Origin of the sequence: Streptococcus pseudopneumoniae (assembly GCF_001074975.1) — a bacterium.
GTDB classification, from domain to species: domain Bacteria; phylum Bacillota; class Bacilli; order Lactobacillales; family Streptococcaceae; genus Streptococcus; species Streptococcus pseudopneumoniae_D.
This window is the reverse complement of the sequence record NZ_JUUO01000108.1, coordinates 1-22398: the sequence shown is the minus strand read 5'-3', so window position 1 is coordinate 22398 and position 22398 is coordinate 1. Positions and strand designations below refer to the sequence as shown.

Genomic DNA, 22398 nt, shown 5'->3' with positions numbered 1-22398 from the left:
ACTGAAAAAAGCTTCGTCACGCCTGGTGACAAAAGCCTCTAGTTTACTCTGTTTCTTCTTCTATTTCAACTTCGGTAATTTGGACTTTTACCTTGGTAACACGTCCATTTTTCACTTTATCATTGGTTAGGATAAGCTGTTTGTTTTGGCTGACTAATTCATAGCTGAGTTTCTCAGTCGTTGGAATGGTCCCAACTCCTGTCAAATAATAACCAGCAATGGTATCAACGTCATCACTTGCCAGTTCGACATCAAAGTAGTCATTAAAATCATTGAGATTCATGGTACCTTGAACAATATAAGTATCTTCTCCGATTTGATGAACTTCGATTTCAGCCTTATCTGTTTCGTCATCGATTTCCCCAACGATTTCCTCTAGGAGGTCTTCAAGTGTCACCAAACCAGCCATCCCACCATATTCATCCAGCAAGATTGCCATTTGTCTTTGGGTATTTCGCAATTCTTTTAACAAGTCATCCACAAAAATAGTTTCAGGGACAAAGAGCGGATCTTGTAAAATTCTCTTCCAAACAATATTGTCAAAACCGTCCACAAAGCCCGCCTTAAGGAGACTCTTGGTGTGAATGATCCCAATCACGTTGTCCTTATCCCCATCGTAAACTGGTATACGGGAAAAGTTTTGTTTTAAAATACTTTGGATAATGGCTTGACTATCATCCTGAATATCCACCATAAAGGCATCCGTCCGAGGAACCATGACTTCTCTGGCCATTAATTCGTCCAGTGAAAAGATTCCTTGTAACATTTCAATTTCATCAGCATCTAGTGTTTCTTCACTATTGGTCAACATGTACTCAATTTCATCACGGGTCATTTTTTCATCAGCATCGTCAAAAGTCATAGGAGTCAAGCGACTCAAGAGATTGGTAGATGCAGACAAGAGCCAAACAAAGGGACTAACTAGTTTCCCAAGCCCAATAATAACTGGCGCTGTACGAATCGCCAAGGCATCCTTTAGATTAAGAGCGATTCTCTTAGGATACAATTCCCCAAAAACGATGGAAATATAAGTCAAAAATGCTAAAGATAGAAAACTTGCAACGGCATAAGATGTTTCACCATTTCCAAGCCAAGAGGCAATTTCTCGTCCCAGAGTGTCTGCCAAGCTCGCCCCTGATAAGATTGTAATCAGGGTAATCCCTACTTGAATGGTTGATAAAAAGTGGTTAGGATTTTCTAGTACCTTCAGCAGACGGATATAGCGTCTATCTCCTTCTTCTGCCTTTTGTTCAACCCGCGCACGGTTAAGTGAAACCATGGCCATTTCTGTGGCTGAGAAAAAGGCATTTAACACCGTCAAGATAAACAACAAAACAAATTGTAGCAACAAATTCTGACTACTTGGGTCTTCCATAGTTCTTCTCCTAAAATAGTATCTTACCCTTTATTATATCACAAAATATATTCCAGTACATATTATTTTTTCTCATACTCTTCGAAGATCTCTTCAAACCACGTCAGCTTTATCTGCAACCTCAAAGCTGTGCTTTGAGCAACCTGCGGCTAGCTTCCTAGTTTGCACTTTGATTTTCATTGAGTAACAGTGTCTATTGTAGACCTGCTTAGACTAGTAAGAAAGAACTCCTATATCCACAAGTGACATAGGAGTTTATCTTATCTTTTACTGAGTTACCGTTACTTCTCCAGTTCGGTAATCCAGTTGAAGCCCTTTTTGAACATTTGGAACTAGAACATTGAATTCCAATTCTCCGTCTGAAGACTTGGCTTCAATCTGTGAAGCTGAAGGAACTAAGTCCTCGTTTGTAGCGTAATAAAGGGTTACACGGTAACGGACACGCTTGTTTTGGTCTAGGGCTTTACGCACCAGACTTTCATAGTAGTTTTGCCCTGTCGAATCTTCAGCTTGCGCCTGATTTGCCCAAGCTGTCTGAACAGCAATATTTTTAGGATTGCTTGTCGAGGCATCAAAACCATCCAAGCCACCGATTAAGGCATAGCCTAACAAGTGACCTCTATCGACCGCATGGGTATAAGTACCCTTTAGATTCTTAACCTGATGCCAGCCTGGAGGAGTCCATGAAGTCGAACCATTCCCAGTTTCTTCACGATTCTTGTACTGACGAGTAGCCTTAGACAAGAGGGCATTTGCTACGGTTGGCACTGTTTCCTTGCCCACTGTCTTTGTTTTATTATCAGCGTAGGGCTTACTTGAAACCTTGGCATCTAGATTTGTTTTATTGCCATTGACGATAAAAGCACCTGAGCCATTCCACTCCAGACTCCCTTTTATTTGGCTTTTGACTGCATCTGTTAAGACACTTTCTGCCAATTCTTGACTAGGAGCTTCAGACGCTTGTTTTTTCTGACTAAGCTTGGTTTTGGGACTATTAGCTGTCGGCTGCATCTGCTTGATATAATAGCTCCCTGCAGACAAAAGCAATAACACTAGCAGTCCGATTAGTGTCTGTCTTGTTTTTTTGTTCATATTTCTCCTTATCTTTATAAAAAGGCTTGTCTCCCAGCCTAATTTCCTGTAAATTTATGAATCAATTCCTGCCATTTTGCTGGAGACAGGATGGCCCATGGATCTTGACCCTTGCCCAAGATTCCATAACCTACCATTAAGCCAATTCCTAGGGCTAGAACTCCTAAAAACAGTACCAAAATGACTAGAAGTAAACGCTTGATTACGTAGCTTGATTTCTTATTCATCTTCATCACTTGCCTCAATCCGCTGAATCTTAGCGCCCAGCTGCGCCAACTTCTCATGGAAACGGTAGTAACCTCTATCCAAGTGAACCAATTTACCAACTACAGTTTCTCCTTGTGCTACCAAACCTGTCAAAATCAAGGCTGCGCTGGCACGAAGGTCAGTTGAAAGAACTTCCGCTCCCTGCAAAGCCTGCCCACCAACAATACGAGCTGTATCACGGATAATCTCAGAATGCAAGCCCATGCGGCGCATTTCTTCTAAGTGTTGGAAACGATTTTCGAAAACTGTCTCCACCATAGTTGATTCCCCTTTTGCGACAGTCATCAAGGCTGTAAATTGGGCCTGCATATCCGTTGGAAAACCTGGGTGTGGCAAGGTTTTCACATGGACAGCTTTTAGATTTTCTAGTTGAGAGCGAACGCGAATTCCTTCAGTCTCCTCTGTCACTTCCACTCCCATTTCAAGCAATTTGGCAATCAAGGGACGGTTATGCTCCCAGACAGCGTCTTTAATCAAGACATCACCACCAGTCATGGCAGCAGCTACCATAAAGGTTCCTGCTTCGATACGATCTTGGACTACATTGTGAGTCGTACCGTGAAGTTTCTCAACACCGGTAATGGTAATGGTCTCTGTACCAGCACCTTTGACCTTGGCTCCCATTTCATTGAGGAGAATAGCTAAGTCCACAATCTCAGGCTCACGCGCAGCATTTTCAATCACTGTGACCCCATCAGCCAGCGTCGCTGCCATCATCAAGTTCTGAGTAGCACCAACACTTGGGAAATCCATATAGATATGAGCTCCATGTAAGCGATCAGCCTTGGCTTCGATGTAACCAGCTGTTTGACTAATCTTAGCCCCCATAGCTTCCAGACCTTTTAAATGAAGATCAATAGGGCGGCTACCAATCGTACAACCACCTGGCATGGATACCTTGGCATGACCTACACGGGCAAGAATTGGTCCCAAGACAACGATAGATGCACGCATCTTGCTGACATACTTGTAAGGAGCTTCCTCAGTGATATCGCCAGTCGCGTCCACCTCTACAAGGTGAGCCTCCTCATCAAAATCCACCTTGGCATTCAAACCACGAACCACCTGATTCATAGTGAAAACATCTGACAAAATCGGAACATTCTGCAAGACGGTCTTTCCTTCACTTGCTAGAATAGTTGCTGCCAACAAGGGCAAGACTGCATTCTTTGCTCCTTCGATCGTAACACTTCCTACCAGACGATTATCGCCACCTTGAACCACAATTTTTTCCATACTGATTTCCTTTACATTTGATTTTATAATAATCCTCTAAGCGCTTCTTGCCACAACTGATATAGGCTGATAAAGAAAGAACTCATGATATAGCCCATTACAATGCTGAAAAAGGCTACTAGTAAACGAACTTTTCCTGTATTCTCAGCTGTCACTTTTAAAACCTTTTCCCATCTAAAAAGATTCTTTAAAAGGTAAAAACTCACATAAATAAAGAGCATATGACTGCTTAGAGTGAATAATAATTGAACCATTTGACTATTATACCATCTTCTCTGTTTGTGCGCTAGTTTGGAAACTTCACTCAAAAACTAGGGATTGTTTTTCAAGTAATCAATTGCATCTTGTAGGGTTTTAACTGGCACGATTTTCATATCTGTCTTGATTGTTTTAGCTGCTTCCAGAGCTGTTTGGTAGTTGTTTTTAGCATCAGGATGTGCTGTTTGTTCTTCTTCGCTAACAGGGTTATCCGGGACAAAGAAAATCGCGGCACCTTCTCTAGCCGAAGCAACAACTTTCTTATCAATACCTCCAATGTCCCCCACATTCCCATCGCGGTCAATGGTTCCTGTACCGGCAACGATACGGCCATTTCGAAGGCCAGGGTCAGCTATTTGGGTATAGATGGCCAGACTAAACATGAGACCTGCACTCGGACCGCCGATACCAGCTGTTGAAAAGCGAATTGGGACATCACTGGTCACTTCTGTACGGTCAATCAAGCCGATTCCAATTCCATTTTTGCCATTTTCTAGAGTAATGATTTTTCCTTCTGCAGACTTGGTTTGCCCATCCTCTTCATAGGTGACTTTGACAGAGTCCCCTAGTTTTTGAGAATTGACGTAATCAATCAAGTCTTTGGAACTGTCAAAGGTCTGATCATTGACTGCTGTGACCGTATCAGAGATGTTGAGAATCCCTTTAAAGGTCGAATTATCCGTCACAGTCAAAACATAAACCCCAAGGTATTTGAGTTCAATATCTTTACCAGCTGTTTTTAGCCCTTGATATTTGGCCATATTTTGCGATGTTTGCATGTAGAATTGATTGATCCGCATAAATTCAACATCGGAAGAACCACCTGTAGTCTCCTGAGCACTCCGAATATCTGTAAAAGGCGTCAACCAAGCATAAATCATATGGGCTAAAGTAGCGTGCTGGACACCAACCGTAACGAATTGATAGGCACCAGCTTCCTTATCTTCTGTGTCATTTACTTTAAGGACTTGGCGAATATCTTCCGAACCACCTGGAACCTCTATATAATAAGGCAAAGGCACTACAAAGGCCAAGAAAGTCACAATCAAGGCCGCAATGACATATAAGGGCCATCTAATCTTTTTTTTCATTTCTTATTTCCTCCAAAATACTCTCAGGAACATAGCAGGCAATACCCTGACCAAACTTCAAAAGTTCTCTAACACCTGATGAACTGATATAAAGATGTTCAGGTCGGCTATGTAAATAAATGGTCTCTATATCAGGAGACAGCTGATGGTTGTAGTAATCAAAACTGGCTTCATATTGCAAATCCGACGCATTTCTCAAGCCCCGCACTAGACAAGTAGCACCCAGTCTTTTTGCAACATCAACCACCAATTCATCATGAGAAGACACAACTTCAACATTTTCCAAATGTTTCACAGCCTTTTCTAACCCCCGTTTACGATTTTCGATAGGAAGAAATCCTTGTTTGTGGGGATTAAAAAAAATACCAACATAGAGCTTATCAAAAAGTCTGCTCGCCCGTTCAATCATATCCAAATGCCCATTTGTCATCGGATCAAATGAGCCTGTGAATAAGCCAACCTTATCTGACATAGACTGTCACCTTACTAATTCCATAAATTTTTTCCTTCCAGATGCCCAGGCAGGCAATTTCTTCTGGAAGTTCAACGGCCTTATCCGTCTCACACACGACCATGACATCTTCAGAAAAAAGCGCTCTCTCAGCCATTTTTTCAATATCTGCTACGATTTGTTCCTTGGCATAAGGAGGGTCTAAGAAAATGAGGTCAAATTCCTCAGATACCTGTTCCAAGGCCCTTTCTGCATCCATCTTGAGGAGTTGAAATTTTCCAACTTCCTTGGTCATCTGAATATTTTCAGCCACGATGGTCTGAGCTTTACGGTCTCGCTCTACCAAAACAGCGCTGGATATGCCACGCGATACTGCCTCGATAGATAAACCACCACTACCTGCATACAGGTCCAAGACTCGTCCCCCTTCAAAATAGGGACCAATCATATTAAAAATAGCTCCCCTAACCTTATCCGAAGTAGGTCTTGTCGTCTTGCCTTCTAGTGTCTTGAGGGGGCGTCCCCCATAGATTCCTGATACGATTTTCATACCGTTTATTATACCAAATTATGAGCGAAAAGAGAAAGAAAACCGAACCTTGCGGTTCGATTCTCTACAAAATATTTTCGTAAGTATCGCGGACTTCTTGAGGCCAAACACTTGTTTGCACTTCTCCGATGTGTTTCTTACGAAGAAGGAACATGGCCATACGAGATTGTCCAATTCCTCCACCGATTGTCAATGGGAATAGGCCATTCAACAAAGCCTTGTGCCATTCCAATTCCAAGCGGTCTTCATCACCTGTAATAGCAACCTGACGGCGAAGCGTTTCTTCATCTACACGGATTCCCATAGAGGACAACTCAAAGGCTCCACCTAAAGATTCATTCCAGACAAGAATATCACCATTTAGACCCTTGTAGCCATTTTCAGACTCACTTGTCCAGTCATCGTAGTCTGGTGCACGTCCATCGTGCGGTTTACCATCTGGCAACTCGCCACCGATACCAATCAAGAAAACAGCACCAAATTCTTTACAGATAGCATTTTCACGTTCTTTCGGTGTCAAGTCTGGGTAGCGTTCTACCAACTCTTCTGTATGGATAAAAGTGATTTGTTTTGGCAAGATTGATTCGATGTCATAGCGGGCTTCAACAGCTAGCTCAGTAAGGCGAATAGCCTTGTAAATCTTCTCAACTGTTTCTTTTAGGTAAGCAATGTTACGTTGACCATTTGGAATGACTTTTTCCCAGTCCCACTGGTCAACATAAACAGAGTGGGTCGCATCCAGCGAATCTTCGTCTGGACGAAGGGCCTTCATGTTAACAAAAAGACCTTCACCCTCACCGAAACCAAAACGAGCCAAGGTATGGCGTTTCCATTTAGCAAGTGAGTGCACCACTTCATAAGTAGCATCAGGAATTTGAAGAACCTTGACCGATACGGCATTCTCCACACCTGATAAATTATCCTGCATCCCGTCGCCAACCCTACTCAAGATAGGACCTTGAACTTCGACAACTTCTAACTTATCTTTCAAATACTGGGTAAAAGTGTTTTTGACAAAGGAAATTTCTTCTTGTTGATGGATAAAACTTTTCTTCATAAACTACTCCTCAAAAATTAGTTAAAAGCATTATACACCTATTTTCGAGAAAAGAAAAGAGAAATTTTAAAAAAATCAGGGCTCCTTCGAACACTGATGTTAGGTACCTTCTAGTCATTACGACCAAAGATACGTAGAATACTTAGGAAAAGATTGATAAAATCAAGATAGATACTGAGAGCCATTGACACAACCCAACCTGTCGCTACACGACCTTGTGATTGTTCATAGGCAAGACAAATCCTTTGGTTGTCCCAAGCAATCAGCCCAGAGAAGACCAAGACCATGGCTACGCTGATCATATAATCAAAGAAACCACTAGCCAAGAAAATATTAACTACCATGGCAATCAGCAAACCGATAAGAGCCGCCATCATAGCCCGACCAAGGCCACTCAAATCTTTCTTGGTGAACATGCCCACTGCCGCCATGACAAAGAAGAGAAGGGCGCTCGACACAAAGGCAGATAAAACTGTACCCGGAGTATAGAAGGCCACCACAAAACTGAGTGTAAAACCGTTTAAAACAGAGTAAAGCAAAAATACTGGAAGAGCCGCTGGACTATTCTTTAAGGCCATGTTACTAGCAACGAAGACTAGTGCTAGCTCCGCAAAGGTTGCAATGGTCAACCAGAGACGCCCTTGCATCAAAAAGTAAACCAACTGAGACTGAAAGACCGTCAACATAAGACCTGATACCAAAGCGGATAGTCCTATTCCCAGACCAACAAAGGCATAAACTTTAGCGTAAAATTGATTAAGACCTGCGCGGTCGTGAATAATAGTGTGATTCATCTTTTCTCCTTTTCTATGAATGGCTTTCCTTGATTATAACAAAGAAAGTTAAAATTAGCTTAAATGGAAAATTAAAATACCGGCTGCAACCGCAACATTCAAACTCTCGGCCTGCCCCTTCATGCTAATATGGACCAACTGGTCTGCACTTTCAGTCATAAGGGGACTAATTCCTTGACCCTCATTTCCCATAACTAGTACAAAATTTTCTATAGAAGGCAGTTCTCTGTAATCAATAGAATATTTAGATAGGGTTGTTGCCAGCACTGGGATACCAGCCTTTTTAGCTTCCTCAAGAAGCGCTTGACTAGACATCCTGTAAATAGGCAGATGAAAATGACTGCCTTGCATGGAACGTAGAGTCTTGAGACTGTAGATATCTGCCGATTTATCTGAAACAATTACTCCAGTAAAACCTGCTGCATCCGCAGTCCGAATGATAGTTCCCACATTACCAGGATCTTGCACATCTTCCAAAAACAAGAACTTGCCCTGACTAAAATCAGCTTGTCCTACTTCTACTTTTTGAACCACCGCAACAATTCCCTGTGGAGTCTGAGAATCAGCCAAATCTAGCAAAATATCCTCTGAAACCCAGACAGTTTGCGGAAAAGAAGCTAACCGTTCTCGGTAATTTTCTAGGGCAAAGATTTTCTCAATCGTAACTCCAGCTTGAGCAGCTTCTTCAAACAAGTGCCAGCCTTCAATCAGATAAGCAGACTTGCGATATTTTTTTTGGTGTAATTTCTTGGCATTTTTTACCACAGAATTGGCTTTTGAGGTTATAATAGTCATAGAAATATTATAACACAATCAAAGGGGTTTGGTATGCAAAAGGTTAGAATGATTGCCCAAGGTAGGGTGCAGGGAGTCGGCTTTCGTTGGGGTGTTTACAGCTTGGCGCTTGAAATTGGTGGCATCACAGGTCGGGTATGGAATAACGACGATGGTACAGTCGAAATCTTAGCTCAAGCAGACTCATCTGCTATCATAGCGAAATTTATCCAAGAAATCAGAAAAGGACCGACACCTTTTTCAAAAGTAAGCTACTTGGATGTCAAATTAAGCAACTTTCCTCCTTACCCTGACTTTAAAATCGCAAATTAGGTCTCTAGAACTATTGTATATTTTGTAAAAAAACAGTAGAATAGAAAGGTATAATTTTTAAAGAAGGAATAAAAACAGTGAAATCTATTAAACGTTTTGCACTCTCGGCTATGGGAGTGGCTATGTTGCTAGTCTTAACTGGCTGTGTCAATGTCGATAAAGCCACAGGCCAGCCAACAGGATTTATTTGGAATACGATCGGAGCACCTATGGCTGAAGCTATCAAGTACTTCGCCAATGACAAGGGACTTGGTTTTGGGGTTGGTATCATCATCGTAACCATTATCGTGCGCTTGATTATCTTGCCACTTGGTATCTACCAATCATGGAAGGCAACGCTTCACTCTGAAAAGATGAACGCCCTTAAGCACGTCCTTGAGCCACACCAAACGCGTCTCAAAGAAGCAACTACTCAAGAAGAAAAACTCGAAGCCCAACAAGCTCTCTTTGCTGCTCAAAAAGAGCACGGTATTAGCATGTTTGGTGGTGTAGGATGCTTCCCTGTCCTCCTTCAAATGCCTTTCTTCTCTGCTATCTACTTTGCTGCCCAACATACTGAAGGTGTTGCTCAAGCAAGTTACCTAGGAATTCCTCTAGGTTCTCCAAGTATGATTTTAGTTGCCTTCGCTGGTATCCTTTACTATCTTCAATCGCTCCTTTCACTTCACGGAGTAGAAGATGAAATGCAAAGAGAACAAATCAAGAAAATGATTTACATGAGCCCACTCATGATTGTCGTCTTCTCCCTCTTCTCACCAGCCAGTGTTACACTTTACTGGGTTGTCGGTGGTTTCATGATGATTCTCCAACAGTTTATCGTCAACTATATCGTTCGTCCAAAACTTCGCAAAAAAGTCCGTGAAGAACTAGCCAAGAACCCACCAAAAGCAAGTGCTTTCTCTACACCAAGTGGAAGAAAAGACGTTACCCCTGAACAACCAGCTGCTATCACAAGCAAGAAAAAACACAAAAATCGCAACGCTGGAAAACAACGTTCGAGATAATAAGAAAAAGGCTTAGCTGATTTGCTAAGTCTTTTTGCAAGTCAAAAGCCCAATGTTTCCATCAGGCTTCTTTTTTATCCATGTACACGTTTCATATAGTCTTGGTAACTTTCGGTATCCATGAGTTTTTTAGCATTCTTGACGCGGTCTGCTGTTGGAGGTTTGACCCCTTCGAGTGAATATGGAATTCCCAATTCACGCCATTTGAACTCACCCATGGTATGATAAGGCAGAATTTCAAACTTATCCACATTTTTGAGGGTCTTGACGAACTTACCAAGTTCAATCAAGTCATCATCTCTGTCTGTCAAACCTGGAACTAGCACGTGACGAATCCAGACAGGTTTTCCAATATCTGATAGATACTGGGCACAGGCCAAGATATTTTTATTAGTTTGGCTAGTGACAATCTTGTGCTGTGCTTCGTTGATTTCCTTGATGTCAAGGAGAACCAAGTCTGTCACAGCCATGAGCTTGTTGAACTTTTCTAGATAGCGTGGTTTGTTACGGAATGGAAGGGCACAAGTATCCAAGGTACAGTGAATACCTTTTTCTTTTGCCTTGGTAAAGAGAGCAATCAAGAAATCAATTTGGAGAAGAGCTTCACCACCACTGACTGTAATGCCTCCTTTGTCTCCCCAGAAACCACGATAACGAAGCGCTTCTTCTAGAACATCATCTACTGTTCGTACGCGAGATTTATTGGTTTCCATAGCCCAAGTATCTGGGTTATGGCAATATTGGCAACGCATCTGACAGCCTTGCAAAAAGACAATAAAGCGAATACCAGGGCCATCTACCGCCCCAAAGCTTTCTGTCGAATGCACCATTCCTGTCACTTGTCCATAATCAATTGTTTCTTCAGACATATCGTTACCTTCCTTGAAAACGTTTTATAGTTTTATTATATCACGACTTGAAAGAAAAACAAGATTTTTGCCTATTTTTTAGAAAGCAATCTGTTTTTCAATTTCATTTTCAATTAATTATCATTTTATTTTTCAAAATCAAAGCCATACAAGGTTGCAAAGTAGTCCTCAGGGCGCTCTGCACGGCGGATTTGACGGACTTTCCCTTCTTCGGTATAGAGGATTTCCGCAGAACGAAGTTTGGCATTGTACTGGTAGCCCATTGAAAAACCGTGAGCACCTGTATCATGAATGACCAGCAAATCACCGATTTCTGTATGAGGCAGTTCGCGATTCACTGCAAATTTATCATTGTTTTCACAGAGTGAACCAACCACATCTACCACTTCAGCTGGTCCTTCTGGATGAGTCAGATTGGTAATATGGTGGTAGGCTCCATACATGGCTGGACGCATAAGGTTGACTGCTGATGCATCCACACCCAGATAGGTACGGTAGGTTTTCTTCTTATGAGTGACTCTTGTGACCAAAGCACCGTGAGGGGCTAGCATAAAGCGACCCAATTCGGTAAAAATCTTGACCTGATCAAGACCTGATGGGGTAAGAACCTCTTCATACACCTTACGCACTCCCTCACCAATCAAGTCAATATCATTTGGCTCCTGCTCAGGACGATAATTGACACCAATACCGCCAGAAAGATTGATAAAGTCTAGCGAAATGCCCAACTTTTCTTTGATTTCAACAGCCAATTCAAAGAGCTGACGCGCCAATTCTGGATAATAGAGATGGGTCACGGTATTAGACGCTAGGAAGGAGTGAATCCCAAAGGTCTTAGCTCCTTTTTCCTTCAAAATAGCAAAGGCTTTAAAGAGCTGGTCCTTGGTCATGCCAAACTTAGCCTCGCCAGGATTATCCATAATGTCTGTCCCCAGTTCAAAAACACCGCCAGGATTATAACGACATGAGATGATTTCTGGAATGCCTACTGCTCTCTCCAGATGTTCAATATCTTCAAAGGCATCCAAGTTAATGGTCGCCCCCAATTCACGCGCATAGGCATATTCCTTGTCTGGCGTATTGTTTGAAGAGAACATAATCTCAGAACCGGGAAAATCCAGTTTATGACTCATCAAAAGCTCCACATAACTAGAGCAGTCCACACCACAGCCTTCCTCTTGGAGGATTTTCAAAATGGCTGGGGTTGGAGTAGCTTTAACTGCAAAGTATTCCTTAAAGCCCTTGTTCCACGAAAAGGCTTGGTTGACGGCTCTGGCCTTCTCACGAATCCCCTTCTCATCATACAAGTGAAAGGGAGTCGGGAACTCAGCAACAATCGCTTCTAAGTCTTCTTTATTGATAAATGGTGTTTTCATAAGCTTCCTTCTATTCTATTTGCAAAGAAAGGCTGGGACAATCGTTCCAACCTTTAGTTCTATCTCTTATTTATCTTCGTCAAAGATATTACCAACCTCAACATCGATGGCTTGGTTCTTAACATCAATATTGGTTACCTTCAAGAGTGACTTGTAGTCAAACTGCTTTTCACGTTCTTCTTGGGCATTATCCGCAAAGACTGCAACACCTGCCAGTTCTGAGTCGAACTCGCGCAAGAGACTAATCATTCCGTTGACAGTTCCGCCACCTTTCAAGAAGTCATCCACAATCAAAACACGGCTGCCTGCTTTAAGACTACGTTTTGAAAGGAACATTTTCTCGATACGGTCACCACTTGAACCTGATACATAGTTAACGCTAACAGTTGAACCTTCGGTAATTTTCAGGTCACGGCGCACAATAACAAAAGGAACATTGAGGACATTGGCAACTGCATTTGCAAGTGGAACACCCTTAGTCGCTACGGTCATAACCGCATCAATTTTTTGGTCCATAAAACTCTTGGCAATAATGCGACCAATATTTTTCAAGATGGCTGGTGTGCTAAGCAAATCTGACAAGTAGATATAACCACCTGGCAAGATACGGTCACTTTCTGACAACTTGGCGCGCAAATCCTCAACCATTTCCTTGGCATCATGACTTGAGATTGATGGTGTAAAGATGACACCTCCGCCGGCCCCAGTTACTGTTTGGATATGACCGATTTCAATTTCCTCAAAGGCGCGTTTGATAATGACGATATCTTCTGAGATGGATGATTTAGCAGATTCGTACTTTTCAGCAAAAGTATTGAGACTGGTTAGTTTATAAGGATTATTAATCAAATAGTTGGAAATGACAACCATCCGATCACTTCTTCTTAATTTCATTTCTATTTCCCATTCCATTTATACTCAATGAAAATCAAAGAGCAAACTAGGAAGCTAGCCGCAGGCTGTACTTGAGTACGGCAAGGTGAAGCTGACGTGGTTTGAATTTGATTTTCGAAGAGTATTAATTTTGATATTTTATCCATTATACCACATTCACATAAAAAAACGAACATTCTTATCCTAAAAAATGCTCATTTTTCTTAAATTATTAATCTAAATCTGGTTTATAGAAGGAACGATTGTCCATAGCGAAGATTTTATTGGTCATCTCTCCCTTATCTACCAAAGCCAGAGCTGTAGACATCATCATCATGCTAGCATCAAGATTGTCAATCATATGGATAATCTCTGCTTCCAAAATGCGTGGACGGACTGGGCTTCCATACTCAAGTAAGCCGTGGTGACTGAGGATGACGTGACGAAGCAGAACAACTTCTTCCTTGGTATCATCGATGTCGAGTTCCATCACTGTCTTAGTAATTTCGCTATCAATCAGAGCGATATGCCCAAGAAGATTACCTCTGACTGTGTACTCGGTCTGGTCTGGTCCCGTCAACTCGATGACCTTAGCCAAATCATGCAACATAATCCCCGCATAGAGCAGGCTCTTATTGAGCTGAGGATAAACCTCGCTAATAGCATCTGCCAAGCGCACCATGGTTGCCGTATGATAGGCTAAGCCTGTTTCAAAGGCATGGTGATTAGTCTTGGCAGCTGGATAGGAGTAAAATTCCTTATCATACTTGGTGTAGAGCTTTCGAACAATTCTTTGCCAGACAGGATTTTCAATTTTGAAAATCATTTGCGACATGTAGTCACGAATTTCCTTGACATCAACTGGTGACTTGACCTTGAAATCAGCTGGATCATTGGGTTCACCGGGTTGAGGCAAGCGGAGAGTAATTTGGTTGACTTGAGGGGTATTGTTATAAACTTCTCGTCGCCCTTTCATGTGAACAACCTTACCTGCGGTAAAAGCCTCAACGTTATGAGGTTGAGCATCCCAGAGCTTCCCATCAATCTCGCCACTATCATCTTGGAAGGTAAAGGCTAGATAGTTTTTCCCAGCTCGAGTTTGCCTCAGGTCAGCTGATTTGATTAGGTAAAAGCCTTCAAACAGCTCATCTTTTTTCATGTGACTAATCTTCATATTCTTCCTCATTTTCTTGGAAATGGAGTAGATCAAGCGCAGGCTCACCTTCTGACAACTCAATGTGACGGAGCGTCCGCTCGATAGCTGTGGTACGACGGTTTAATAATTCATCAATATTGCCAGAGGCATGTTGGAGGTGTTTTTGTGCCTTAACCAAAATTCCCCCAAACTTGCCAAACTCGGTCTTGACGCTGGCAAGAGTCTTGCTGATATGGTCAGCACTCTTTTGGATATTGAGGGTTTTGAAACCAACTGATAGGGAGTTAAGAAGAGCTGATAGGGTACTTGGACCTGCAACAATAATCTGCTCCTCCCGTCTCAAATCATCAAAGAAGACAGGATTGCGGACGATTTCTGAGTAGAGACCTTCTGTCGGAACAAACAAAACTCCAAAATTGGTCGTCCGAGGCGGTGATATGTACTTGCTCTTGATATCCTTGGCAAAGCGCTTGACGCTTGCTAGGAGTGACTTGCGACAGCCTTCAATCTCATCCTTGTCACCCACTTCATAGGCTTCTTCTAGGCGATAATAATCTGCCAGTGGAAACTTAGAGTCGATTGGCAGATAGACGTATTCTTGGTCGCCTTGTCCGGGTAACTTGATGGCATACTCCACTCGTTCACTGGAGTTTTCAACCGTTGCGTATTCTCGTTCATACTGGGCAGGTGTCATGATGTCCTCAATGATTTGTCCCAGTTGCAATTCACCCAGAATTCCTCGCGTCTTGGTTCCTGAGAGAACCTTGTTAAGAGCACCGACATCGCGGGCAACTGTCTGCATTTCTCCAAGGCCACGATTAACCGATTCCAGTTGTTTGGAAACTGTCTCAAAGGAAACCTGCAAGCGTGTCTGTAAGGTCTTTTCTAACTTTTCCTCGACCGTCTGGCGCATTTGTTCCAAACGTAGCTCATTTGATTCCTGTAAGGCTTGAAGACGTTGGTCAGTCTTATCTCTAGTTTGCAAGAGATTCTCTGTCATTTCTTGACGGACCTGAGTCAGACCCTGGTGCAATTCAATTCTCACTTCTTGCAAGCGGTCGCTGACAGCCACTTCCAAGTCTTTTTGGTCTAGTTGACTGGCTTGTCTGGCTTGTTCAAAGCGGTAATCCAACTGGTCTGACAAGTGATCTGCCTGATCCTCCAAGCTCTTGGCTAGATGTTTTTCCTGCTTATCCTGTCTTTGCCAAATCAGAAAGAGTCCAGCTAGGTTGGTAATTAATAATAGAACAAGTAAACTTTCCATCCTACCTCCTGTCCTTACTATGCAGTACGACCACATAGCCATCTGGGCAAGTCACCGACACTTCCCTATCTATATATTCGTTAGAAGCGTACACTTTTTTAAAGAAAAAATTTTCCTCTGTCAACTCATACTTGGCACCAAGAATGGTCAGCTGGCTATCCCGAACCTGCATAAAGGCTAGGTAGTCGTAGTCTGAACGAGGTTCTAGCTGACTGGTCCCTTCTGGACAATAGGCAATCAAGTTTTGTCCATCTTCAATCGCTATCTGGCGCATATAAGGTGCCAACTTGGGGTTACTTGGAAGAAAGACATTAGCCAGCATATGGTCAATACGACCACCCAAAGCACCGAAAATAGTGACCTGAGCCTGAGGATTTTTCTCAAAGATAGTCAAGAGAGCCAATTCCAGATCTGTATCATCCTTTTCTGGTCGGGCTTGGACAAAATGCTGGGCACTTTTTTGAATCACCTGTCGCTCTTCTGCAGTGACAGAATCAAAATCTCCAACCGCTAGAGCAAGAGGTAGATTTTCCTCCAAGACCCAGAGCGAGCCTCGATCCACACCGACAAAACTATCAAAGTCCGTCCGATAATGACCGCGGTCTCCTCCTGCAAAAACGGCAACCTTAGTCCAGTTGTTTTCTGAGAGTTTGTACTCGCTCATTGACATCTCCCTTAAAGACATAGGAACCTGCTACAAAAACAGTCGCACCAGCTTCTTTGGCTTGGGCAATAGTTTGATCATCAATCCCACCATCCACTTCGATTTCATAGTTCAAGCCTTTTTCCTCACGAAGGGCAACCAACTCACGGACCTTATCCATGGTCTCTGGTAGAAAGGCTTGTCCACCAAAGCCTGGGTTAACCGTCATGACTAAGACTTGGTCAACTAGGTGAAGAACGTGCTTGACGGCTTCAACTGGTGTGCCAGGATTGATAACGACTGAAGGCTTAACACCGAGTGAACGAATTTTTTGGAGGGCACCATGAATATGAGGTGTTGCTTCCACATGGATGCTGATAATATCCGCACCTGCACGCGCAAAGTCTTCTAAATGATGCTCAGGGTTTGACACCATCAAGTGGCAGTCAAAGACCATCTTGCTATGGGGACGAAGAGATTCGACCACACCCGCACCAAAACTGATTTGCGGTACAAAATGACCATCCATGATATCGATATGGGCATACTCTGCCCCAGTTGCTTCTAGACGTTTGATTTCACGTTCAAAGTTGGCATAATCTGCTGCCAGAATTGACGGAGCAATCTTGTATTGAGACATAGGTTTCTCCTTATTTTGGAATTTTTTTGCTGACTTTTTTATAGGTTTCTCTACGATTTTCAATTTCACTGAGGAATTGCAGGTAGTTGTCAAAACGGAAGGTGGCAATAATTCCTTCTTCTACTGCTGGCTTGACAGCACAGGACGGCTCATGGGTATGTGTACAAGTGCGGAATTTGCAGTCTCGACTGACACTAGCAATCTCTGGAAAAGCCTGGTTAAGGTCTTCAGTCGTTGTCACTTCATAATCCAGTGATGAAAAACCTGGTGTGTCTGCGATTTTACCCCCATTGAGGTTATAAAAACTAACAGCTCGAGTGGTATGGCGCCCACGACCCAGACTGTCTGAGATTTCTCCTGTTTCAAGATTAAGGTCTGGTGCGATTTTATTGAGAAGAGTTGATTTTCCAACACCCGTCTGCCCCATAAAGACTGTAACCTTGCCTATTAACAAGGGCAAAAGTTCCTCCTTACTGGTCACAAAATCGTATCCAATAGCACCATAGGTTTGTTGGTAAAAATCCAATTCTGACCTATCTTCCAACAAATCCATCTTAGAAATATAGACGATGGGATGGATGTCCTTGTGCTCCAAAAGAACCAAGAACCGATCCAGCAAATTGCTGTTAAAATCAGGTTCCTTGACAGACATGATCACCACAGCTTGGTCAATATTGACAATAGGCGGACGGACCAGACTGTTTTTCCGTTCATGAATCTTGAGGATATAGCCTTCTGAATTTTCCTCGGCAGAAAAATCTACCCAGTCCCCAACATAAGGTGTATGCCCTTTTTTACGGAAATTTCCACGCGCGCGTGTTTGATAGACTTGGTCATCACTCTCTACATAGTAGAATCCAGCCAAGGCTTTAATGATTTGTCCCTGCATCTTAGAGTCCTTGCCCTTTAAGTGCGTCTGCTAGGCTGGCAAATTCTTCCAAGCTGAGAGCTTCCCCACGTACACTTGGTGACAAACCTGCTTGGTCCAAGGCCTTGGTCAGCTTATCCTTGACCTCTTCAGTCTTACCAAAGTAACCTGTCAAGTTATTCCATAAGGTCTTGCGACGATGGGTAAAACTTGCCTTAGAAACCTTAAAGAAGAAGTTCTCGTCTTCCACTGCTACGGCTGGCTCTGGACGACGCACCATTTTCAAGATAGCTGAGTCCACATTTGGCGCTGGCACAAAGACCGTACGAGGCACGATAAAGGCAACCTTGGCAGTCATGTAATACTGCACCGCAATCGACAAGCTACCATAAGCCTTGGTATTCGGTTGAGCGGAAATGCGATCCGCCACTTCTTTCTGCATCATGACCACAAACTCACTAAAAGGAATGCCACTTTCAATCAAGTGCATGAGAATAGGCGTCGTGATGTAATAAGGCAAGTTGGCTACTACCTTGATTGGCAGGTCAGGATTTTTAAAATTCTGGATATGTTGCGCCAAGTCAACCTTGAGAATATCCTCGTTGACTACGGTCACATTATCAAAATCACGCAAGGTATCTGCCAAAATTGGCACCAAACGGTGGTCAATCTCAAAGGCCATGACTTCAGCTGCACGCTCAGCCAAAAACTCTGTCAAAGCACCAATACCTGGCCCGATTTCGATAACATTGACCTGGTCATTAATTTCAGCCGTATCCACGATTTTTTGAAGAATATTGGTATCCGTCAGGAAATTTTGTCCGAAGGATTTTTTAAAGGTAAAACCGTGACGCTCCAGCACTGCCTTGGTCACGCTATAATCTGCAATTCTCATCTATTCTCTTTTCTATTATCTGTTACTTCTATTGTAACACATTCCCCTTACATTTGGGGTCTGCTTAGCTGTTCTCATAAGATTTCATAGCTTCTTCCACTTCTGTCAAGGTAACCCCAAACAACTCTAAACGCTTGAGGAGTTGCTTGCCGTTAGAATAGCCGATTCGGAGAGCCTCTCCCAGATATTCTCTGCGCTTACGGCTATCTGCCCCTGCTAGAAAACCAAGGCGAATCAAGTCGCTACGACTGATATCAAACTGACTCTCATGTTCAAATTGTTCTGTTACCTGAGCTAGAGCCGTTTTCAGGTCTTCATAACTGGCATGCTCAATTCCCAGAGAACACCCCTTGGTTTTGGACTTAGGAACAGCTTCTTCTCGTTTGAGGAAGGCATGCTGAACCGTTGGAATGGCCGTCATAATCATGCGCCGAATCCGCTCCCCATTAAAATCTGGGTCTGTAAAGACAATGACCCCATGACGTTGGTGCAGACGCTGAATCCGCTCTATATCCTGGTCATTGATGGCAGAACCTCGAGTCTCATAGGTCTCTACATTGAAATAGCGTTTGAGATTGGCCGTATCATCACGCCCTTCAACCACGATGACTTGGGAAATTTTCTCTCTCATTACTTGCTGTCCAATCCAAAAATTCGCTCTGCATTTGCAGTTGTTACCGTCGCTAGCTCTTCTGCCGTCATCCCACGCAAGTCAGCTATAAAGTCCACTACATAGCGAGTATAGGCTGTTTTATTTTCACGACCACGCTTGGGTACAGGTGCTAAGTAGGGCGCATCTGTTTCCACCAAAATCTTGTCCAAAGGTAACTCTTTAGCTGCTTCTTGGATGTCAGTTGCCTTCTTGAAAGTCACCACTCCTGAGAAGGAAATGATCATACCAAGCTCCACAAACTTCTCTGCCCACTCAAGCGTCCCTGAAAATGAATGCATGATACCACCTCGGGGACCAACTCCCTCGCTCTTAATAATCTCATAGGTATCTTCCAGCGCATCACGGGTATGGACAACAAAAGGCAAATCCAAGTCCTTAGATAGCTGAATCTGACGACGAAAAACCTGCTCCTGTACTTCTTTTGGCGCTGTCATCCAATGGTAGTCTAAACCAATTTCACCTAAAGCAACAACCTTGGGATGCTTGAGCTTGTCAAGCAAGTAGGCTTCAATCTCCTCTGTATACGTCCCAGCTTCTGTCGGATGCCAACCAATAGTCGCGTAAAGTTGGTCATACTCATCTACCAACTCCAAGGCACGCTCTATCGTCGGTTGATCAAAACCAACAATATTCATCTGTGTCACACCCATCTCAGCAGCCAAGGCAATTTCTTCTGCCTCACGACCTGCAAATTCTTCTACATTCAAGTGTGTATGTGTATCAAAAATCATCTCTTCTAACCTCGTTTTCTATCTACTATTATACCAAAAAACTGTCCTCTCTCCTCATCTATAAAAAATATTCTAAAACCCATCGTCATCTCTTGACGCTCTTTTTCCAAAGCAGTATAATAACACTTATTGAAATTTTCAGAAAAGGAAAGAAAATGCTTACAAAATTAAAACAGACCTTTATCGGTCGTCCTCTCAAGTCCTTAACCGAAGGCGAAGGGGGACTGCTGGGGAAAATGCAGGCACTAGCCATGTTGTCAAGCGACGCTCTGTCCTCCATCGCCTATGGGCCTGAGCAAGTAGTTCTCGTCTTGGCTAGTCTCTCTCCTCTAGCTATATGGTGGAGCCTTCCTATCGGCCTCTTTGTCCTCCTGCTTCTAGCTAGCCTGACCGTTTCCTACCGTCAAATTATCCATGCCTATCCTCAAGGGGGAGGGGCATATATGGTTACTCGAGAAAATCTATCTCCCGAACTTGGCTTGATTGCTGGAGGTAGTCTTCTGGTTGACTATATGTTGACCGTAGCGGTATCCGTTGCATCTGGAGCTGACGCTATCACAGCAGCTCTCCCTGCTCTTCACCCTTACAACCTTCACATCTCTATTTTTCTGGTTTGCTTGCTCATGCTCTTGAACTTACGAGGGTTGAAAGAATCTGCCAGTTCACTGATGATTCCTGTCTATCTCTTTATCATCAGTACTGTCTTTCTCTTGCTCTATGGATTCTTTCAACTAGTAACTGGTTCTCTCAGCTATCAGGCAACTTCACCTATTGGGCATGCTGTTCCGAACCTGTCTATCGTTCTCATCCTAAGAGCTTTTACCAGCGGATCTGCCTCTCTGACAGGGGTTGAAGCTATTTCAAATGCTGTTCCCTTTTTCAAGGCTCCAAAAGAAAAGAATGCCGCTCAAACCTTGACCATTATGTCACTGATTTTAGGTTTTCTTTTTGCTGGTATCACCTTCCTAAACTACTGGATGGGGATTATGCCTCAACACGGAGAAACTATTCTTTCACAGATGGCTCAAGGCATCCTTGGTAATTCCTTCTTTGGCCACCTTGGGTATTATATCTTCCAATTCTCCACAGCCTTGATTTTGGCCGTAGCTGCAAATACTGGCTTTTCGGCCTTCCCTATGCTGGCTTACAATATGGCTAAAAACAAATACATGCCCCATCTCTTTATGGAAAAAGGAGACCGCCTAGGCTACTCCAATGGAATTTTAACTCTGGCTTTTGGGGCTATGATTCTTCTTCTCATTTTTAATGGCAATACCGAACGCTTGATTCCTCTTTATACTATCGGGGTCTTCGTTCCCTTCGCCCTATCTCAGACTGGGATGATTCGTCATTGGAAAAAGGAAAAAGGGGCCAACTTCTTAAAACCTGCTCTTGCTAATATCCTTGGGGCAATCATTTGCTACGCTATTGTGCTAATCCTGCTCTTTTTCCGTCTCAGTGATATCTGGCCTTTCTTCCCGATTATCCTCGCACTCACCCTACTCTTCTTGGCAATTCACAGTCATTACCAAAAAGTAGCCCAACAACTGCGACTCTATGAAGGAATCGAAAAACGTACTTACGACGGCAATCTGGTTCTGGTCCTAGTAGGAAATGTCACCCGAGTCAGCGTCGGAGCTATTAACTACGCTCAAAGTATCGGTGACGAAGTCCTAGCCATGCATATTTCTACCAAGGAGACAGCAGAAAAAGATCAAGAAATTCTCCAAGAATTTGCCGATTACTTCCCAACCATTACTCTGAAAAACATCAAGACCAGCTACCGCAACATCATCACCCCTACTGTCAAGTATGTCAAACGGATTTCCGAGGAAGCTCAGAAAAAGAACTATACAGTCACTGTCCTCGTTCCCCAGTTTATCCCTAATAAACCTTGGCAAAATATCCTGCACAATCAGATGAGTCTCAAACTCAAATACGCCCTTCGTTGGCACCAAGACATCGTTGTCGCTAGCTACTCTTATCACTTAAAAGAATAAAGAAAAGGCCCTACCAGAACCAATAAGCGTCTGGTAAGGCCTTTTTCTGAATATAGCCACTAGGCTTATACTCTTCGAAAATCTCTTCAAACCACGTCAGCTTCACCTTGGATTATATATGTGACTGA

At 43.1% G+C, this 22398-nt stretch carries 25 protein-coding genes; 3 read left to right on the top strand and 22 right to left on the bottom strand.

Annotated features, from left to right (window positions below; all coding sequences use genetic code 11):
• Positions 1–43: 43 nt before the first annotated feature.
• From ADI86_RS06240 to ADI86_RS06190, 11 genes are all read right to left on the bottom strand, one after another.
• A complete protein-coding gene (locus ADI86_RS06240) occupies positions 44–1375 on the bottom strand; it encodes a hemolysin family protein (protein WP_049532224.1) in 1332 nt (443 codons plus the stop codon).
• Positions 1376–1642: 267 nt separating this feature from the next.
• Positions 1643–2467, bottom strand: coding sequence for a DNA-entry nuclease EndA (gene endA / locus ADI86_RS06235; protein WP_049532223.1), 825 nt, complete (start codon positions 2465–2467; stop codon positions 1643–1645).
• Positions 2468–2505: 38 nt separating this feature from the next.
• Complete coding sequence (locus ADI86_RS06230; protein ID WP_031237692.1) at positions 2506–2694, bottom strand: DNA-directed RNA polymerase subunit beta; 189 nt, start codon at positions 2692–2694, stop codon at positions 2506–2508.
• Positions 2687–3970, bottom strand: coding sequence for a UDP-N-acetylglucosamine 1-carboxyvinyltransferase (murA, locus tag ADI86_RS06225; protein WP_049532222.1), 1284 nt, complete (start codon positions 3968–3970; stop codon positions 2687–2689). The genes ADI86_RS06230 and murA overlap by 8 nt, the downstream gene beginning before the upstream one ends.
• Before the next feature lie 23 nt (positions 3971–3993).
• The gene (locus ADI86_RS06220; RefSeq protein ID WP_080983193.1) at positions 3994–4224 is read right to left on the bottom strand and encodes a DUF1146 family protein; all 231 of its coding nucleotides are present in this window, start codon (positions 4222–4224) and stop codon (positions 3994–3996) included.
• A gap of 57 nt (positions 4225–4281) precedes the next feature.
• Positions 4282–5319 carry a SepM family pheromone-processing serine protease gene (locus ADI86_RS06215; RefSeq protein ID WP_049532221.1) on the bottom strand — a complete coding sequence of 346 codons (1038 nt, stop codon included), beginning with the start codon at positions 5317–5319 and terminating at the stop codon, positions 4282–4284.
• Positions 5303–5791 carry a pantetheine-phosphate adenylyltransferase gene (gene coaD, locus ADI86_RS06210; RefSeq protein ID WP_049532220.1) on the bottom strand — a complete coding sequence of 163 codons (489 nt, stop codon included), beginning with the start codon at positions 5789–5791 and terminating at the stop codon, positions 5303–5305. The genes ADI86_RS06215 and coaD overlap by 17 nt, the downstream gene beginning before the upstream one ends.
• Positions 5781–6320, bottom strand: a complete 540-nt coding sequence (gene rsmD, locus ADI86_RS06205) for a 16S rRNA (guanine(966)-N(2))-methyltransferase RsmD (RefSeq protein ID WP_049532219.1) — start codon at positions 6318–6320, stop codon at positions 5781–5783. The genes coaD and rsmD overlap by 11 nt, the downstream gene beginning before the upstream one ends.
• A gap of 64 nt (positions 6321–6384) precedes the next feature.
• Positions 6385–7377 carry an aspartate--ammonia ligase gene (gene asnA / locus ADI86_RS06200; protein ID WP_049532218.1) on the bottom strand — a complete coding sequence of 331 codons (993 nt, stop codon included), beginning with the start codon at positions 7375–7377 and terminating at the stop codon, positions 6385–6387.
• A 110-nt stretch (positions 7378–7487) separates the two neighbouring features.
• Positions 7488–8171: a Bax inhibitor-1/YccA family protein gene (locus ADI86_RS06195; protein ID WP_049532217.1), complete on the bottom strand. Its 684-nt coding sequence runs from the start codon at positions 8169–8171 to the stop codon at positions 7488–7490.
• A 54-nt stretch (positions 8172–8225) separates the two neighbouring features.
• Entirely contained in the window at positions 8226–8966 is a 741-nt protein-coding gene (locus tag ADI86_RS06190; RefSeq protein WP_049532216.1) for a TrmH family RNA methyltransferase, read from the bottom strand.
• A 33-nt stretch (positions 8967–8999) separates the two neighbouring features.
• Between ADI86_RS06190 and ADI86_RS06185 the strand changes: the two genes are divergently transcribed.
• Together ADI86_RS06185 and yidC are read left to right on the top strand one after the other, a co-directional pair.
• Positions 9000–9278 (top strand): acylphosphatase, encoded by a 279-nt coding sequence (locus ADI86_RS06185; RefSeq protein WP_049532215.1) that lies wholly within the window; start codon positions 9000–9002, stop codon positions 9276–9278.
• A 77-nt stretch (positions 9279–9355) separates the two neighbouring features.
• Entirely contained in the window at positions 9356–10282 is a 927-nt protein-coding gene (gene yidC / locus ADI86_RS06180; protein ID WP_049532214.1) for a membrane protein insertase YidC, read from the top strand.
• 74 nt (positions 10283–10356) lie between these two features.
• Here the strand turns inward: yidC and pflA are convergent, their stop codons facing one another.
• The 11 genes from pflA to ADI86_RS06125 form a co-directional block, all read right to left on the bottom strand.
• Positions 10357–11151, bottom strand: coding sequence for a pyruvate formate-lyase-activating protein (gene pflA / locus ADI86_RS06175; RefSeq protein WP_049532213.1), 795 nt, complete (start codon positions 11149–11151; stop codon positions 10357–10359).
• A gap of 125 nt (positions 11152–11276) precedes the next feature.
• Positions 11277–12527 (bottom strand): diaminopimelate decarboxylase, encoded by a 1251-nt coding sequence (locus ADI86_RS06170; RefSeq protein ID WP_049532212.1) that lies wholly within the window; start codon positions 12525–12527, stop codon positions 11277–11279.
• Positions 12528–12593: 66 nt separating this feature from the next.
• Entirely contained in the window at positions 12594–13421 is an 828-nt protein-coding gene (purR, locus tag ADI86_RS06165) for a pur operon repressor (RefSeq protein WP_004238844.1), read from the bottom strand.
• A 211-nt stretch (positions 13422–13632) separates the two neighbouring features.
• On the bottom strand, positions 13633–14574 hold the full coding sequence (locus ADI86_RS06160; RefSeq protein ID WP_049532211.1) for a 3'-5' exoribonuclease YhaM family protein: 942 nt from the start codon (positions 14572–14574) through the stop codon (positions 13633–13635).
• Positions 14564–15820 (bottom strand): DNA recombination protein RmuC, encoded by a 1257-nt coding sequence (gene rmuC / locus ADI86_RS06155; RefSeq protein ID WP_049532210.1) that lies wholly within the window; start codon positions 15818–15820, stop codon positions 14564–14566. Before rmuC ends, ADI86_RS06160 begins: the two co-directional genes overlap by 11 nt.
• Position 15821: 1 nt before the next feature.
• Positions 15822–16484: a thiamine diphosphokinase gene (locus tag ADI86_RS06150; RefSeq protein WP_049532209.1), complete on the bottom strand. Its 663-nt coding sequence runs from the start codon at positions 16482–16484 to the stop codon at positions 15822–15824.
• Positions 16447–17103: a ribulose-phosphate 3-epimerase gene (rpe, locus tag ADI86_RS06145; protein ID WP_049532208.1), complete on the bottom strand. Its 657-nt coding sequence runs from the start codon at positions 17101–17103 to the stop codon at positions 16447–16449. Before rpe ends, ADI86_RS06150 begins: the two co-directional genes overlap by 38 nt.
• A 10-nt stretch (positions 17104–17113) precedes the next feature.
• Positions 17114–17992: a ribosome small subunit-dependent GTPase A gene (gene rsgA / locus ADI86_RS06140; protein WP_049532207.1), complete on the bottom strand. Its 879-nt coding sequence runs from the start codon at positions 17990–17992 to the stop codon at positions 17114–17116.
• A gap of 1 nt (position 17993) precedes the next feature.
• Positions 17994–18866 carry a 16S rRNA (adenine(1518)-N(6)/adenine(1519)-N(6))-dimethyltransferase RsmA gene (rsmA, locus tag ADI86_RS06135; RefSeq protein ID WP_049532206.1) on the bottom strand — a complete coding sequence of 291 codons (873 nt, stop codon included), beginning with the start codon at positions 18864–18866 and terminating at the stop codon, positions 17994–17996.
• 64 nt (positions 18867–18930) lie between these two features.
• Entirely contained in the window at positions 18931–19497 is a 567-nt protein-coding gene (gene rnmV, locus ADI86_RS06130) for a ribonuclease M5 (RefSeq protein ID WP_049532205.1), read from the bottom strand.
• A complete protein-coding gene (locus tag ADI86_RS06125) occupies positions 19497–20270 on the bottom strand; it encodes a TatD family hydrolase (protein WP_049532204.1) in 774 nt (257 codons plus the stop codon). The genes rnmV and ADI86_RS06125 overlap by 1 nt, the downstream gene beginning before the upstream one ends.
• A 155-nt stretch (positions 20271–20425) precedes the next feature.
• Here ADI86_RS06125 and ADI86_RS06120 point away from each other — a divergent pair, with 155 nt between their 5' ends.
• Complete coding sequence (locus ADI86_RS06120; protein ID WP_049532203.1) at positions 20426–22270, top strand: APC family permease; 1845 nt, start codon at positions 20426–20428, stop codon at positions 22268–22270.
• Positions 22271–22398: the final 128 nt, after the last annotated feature.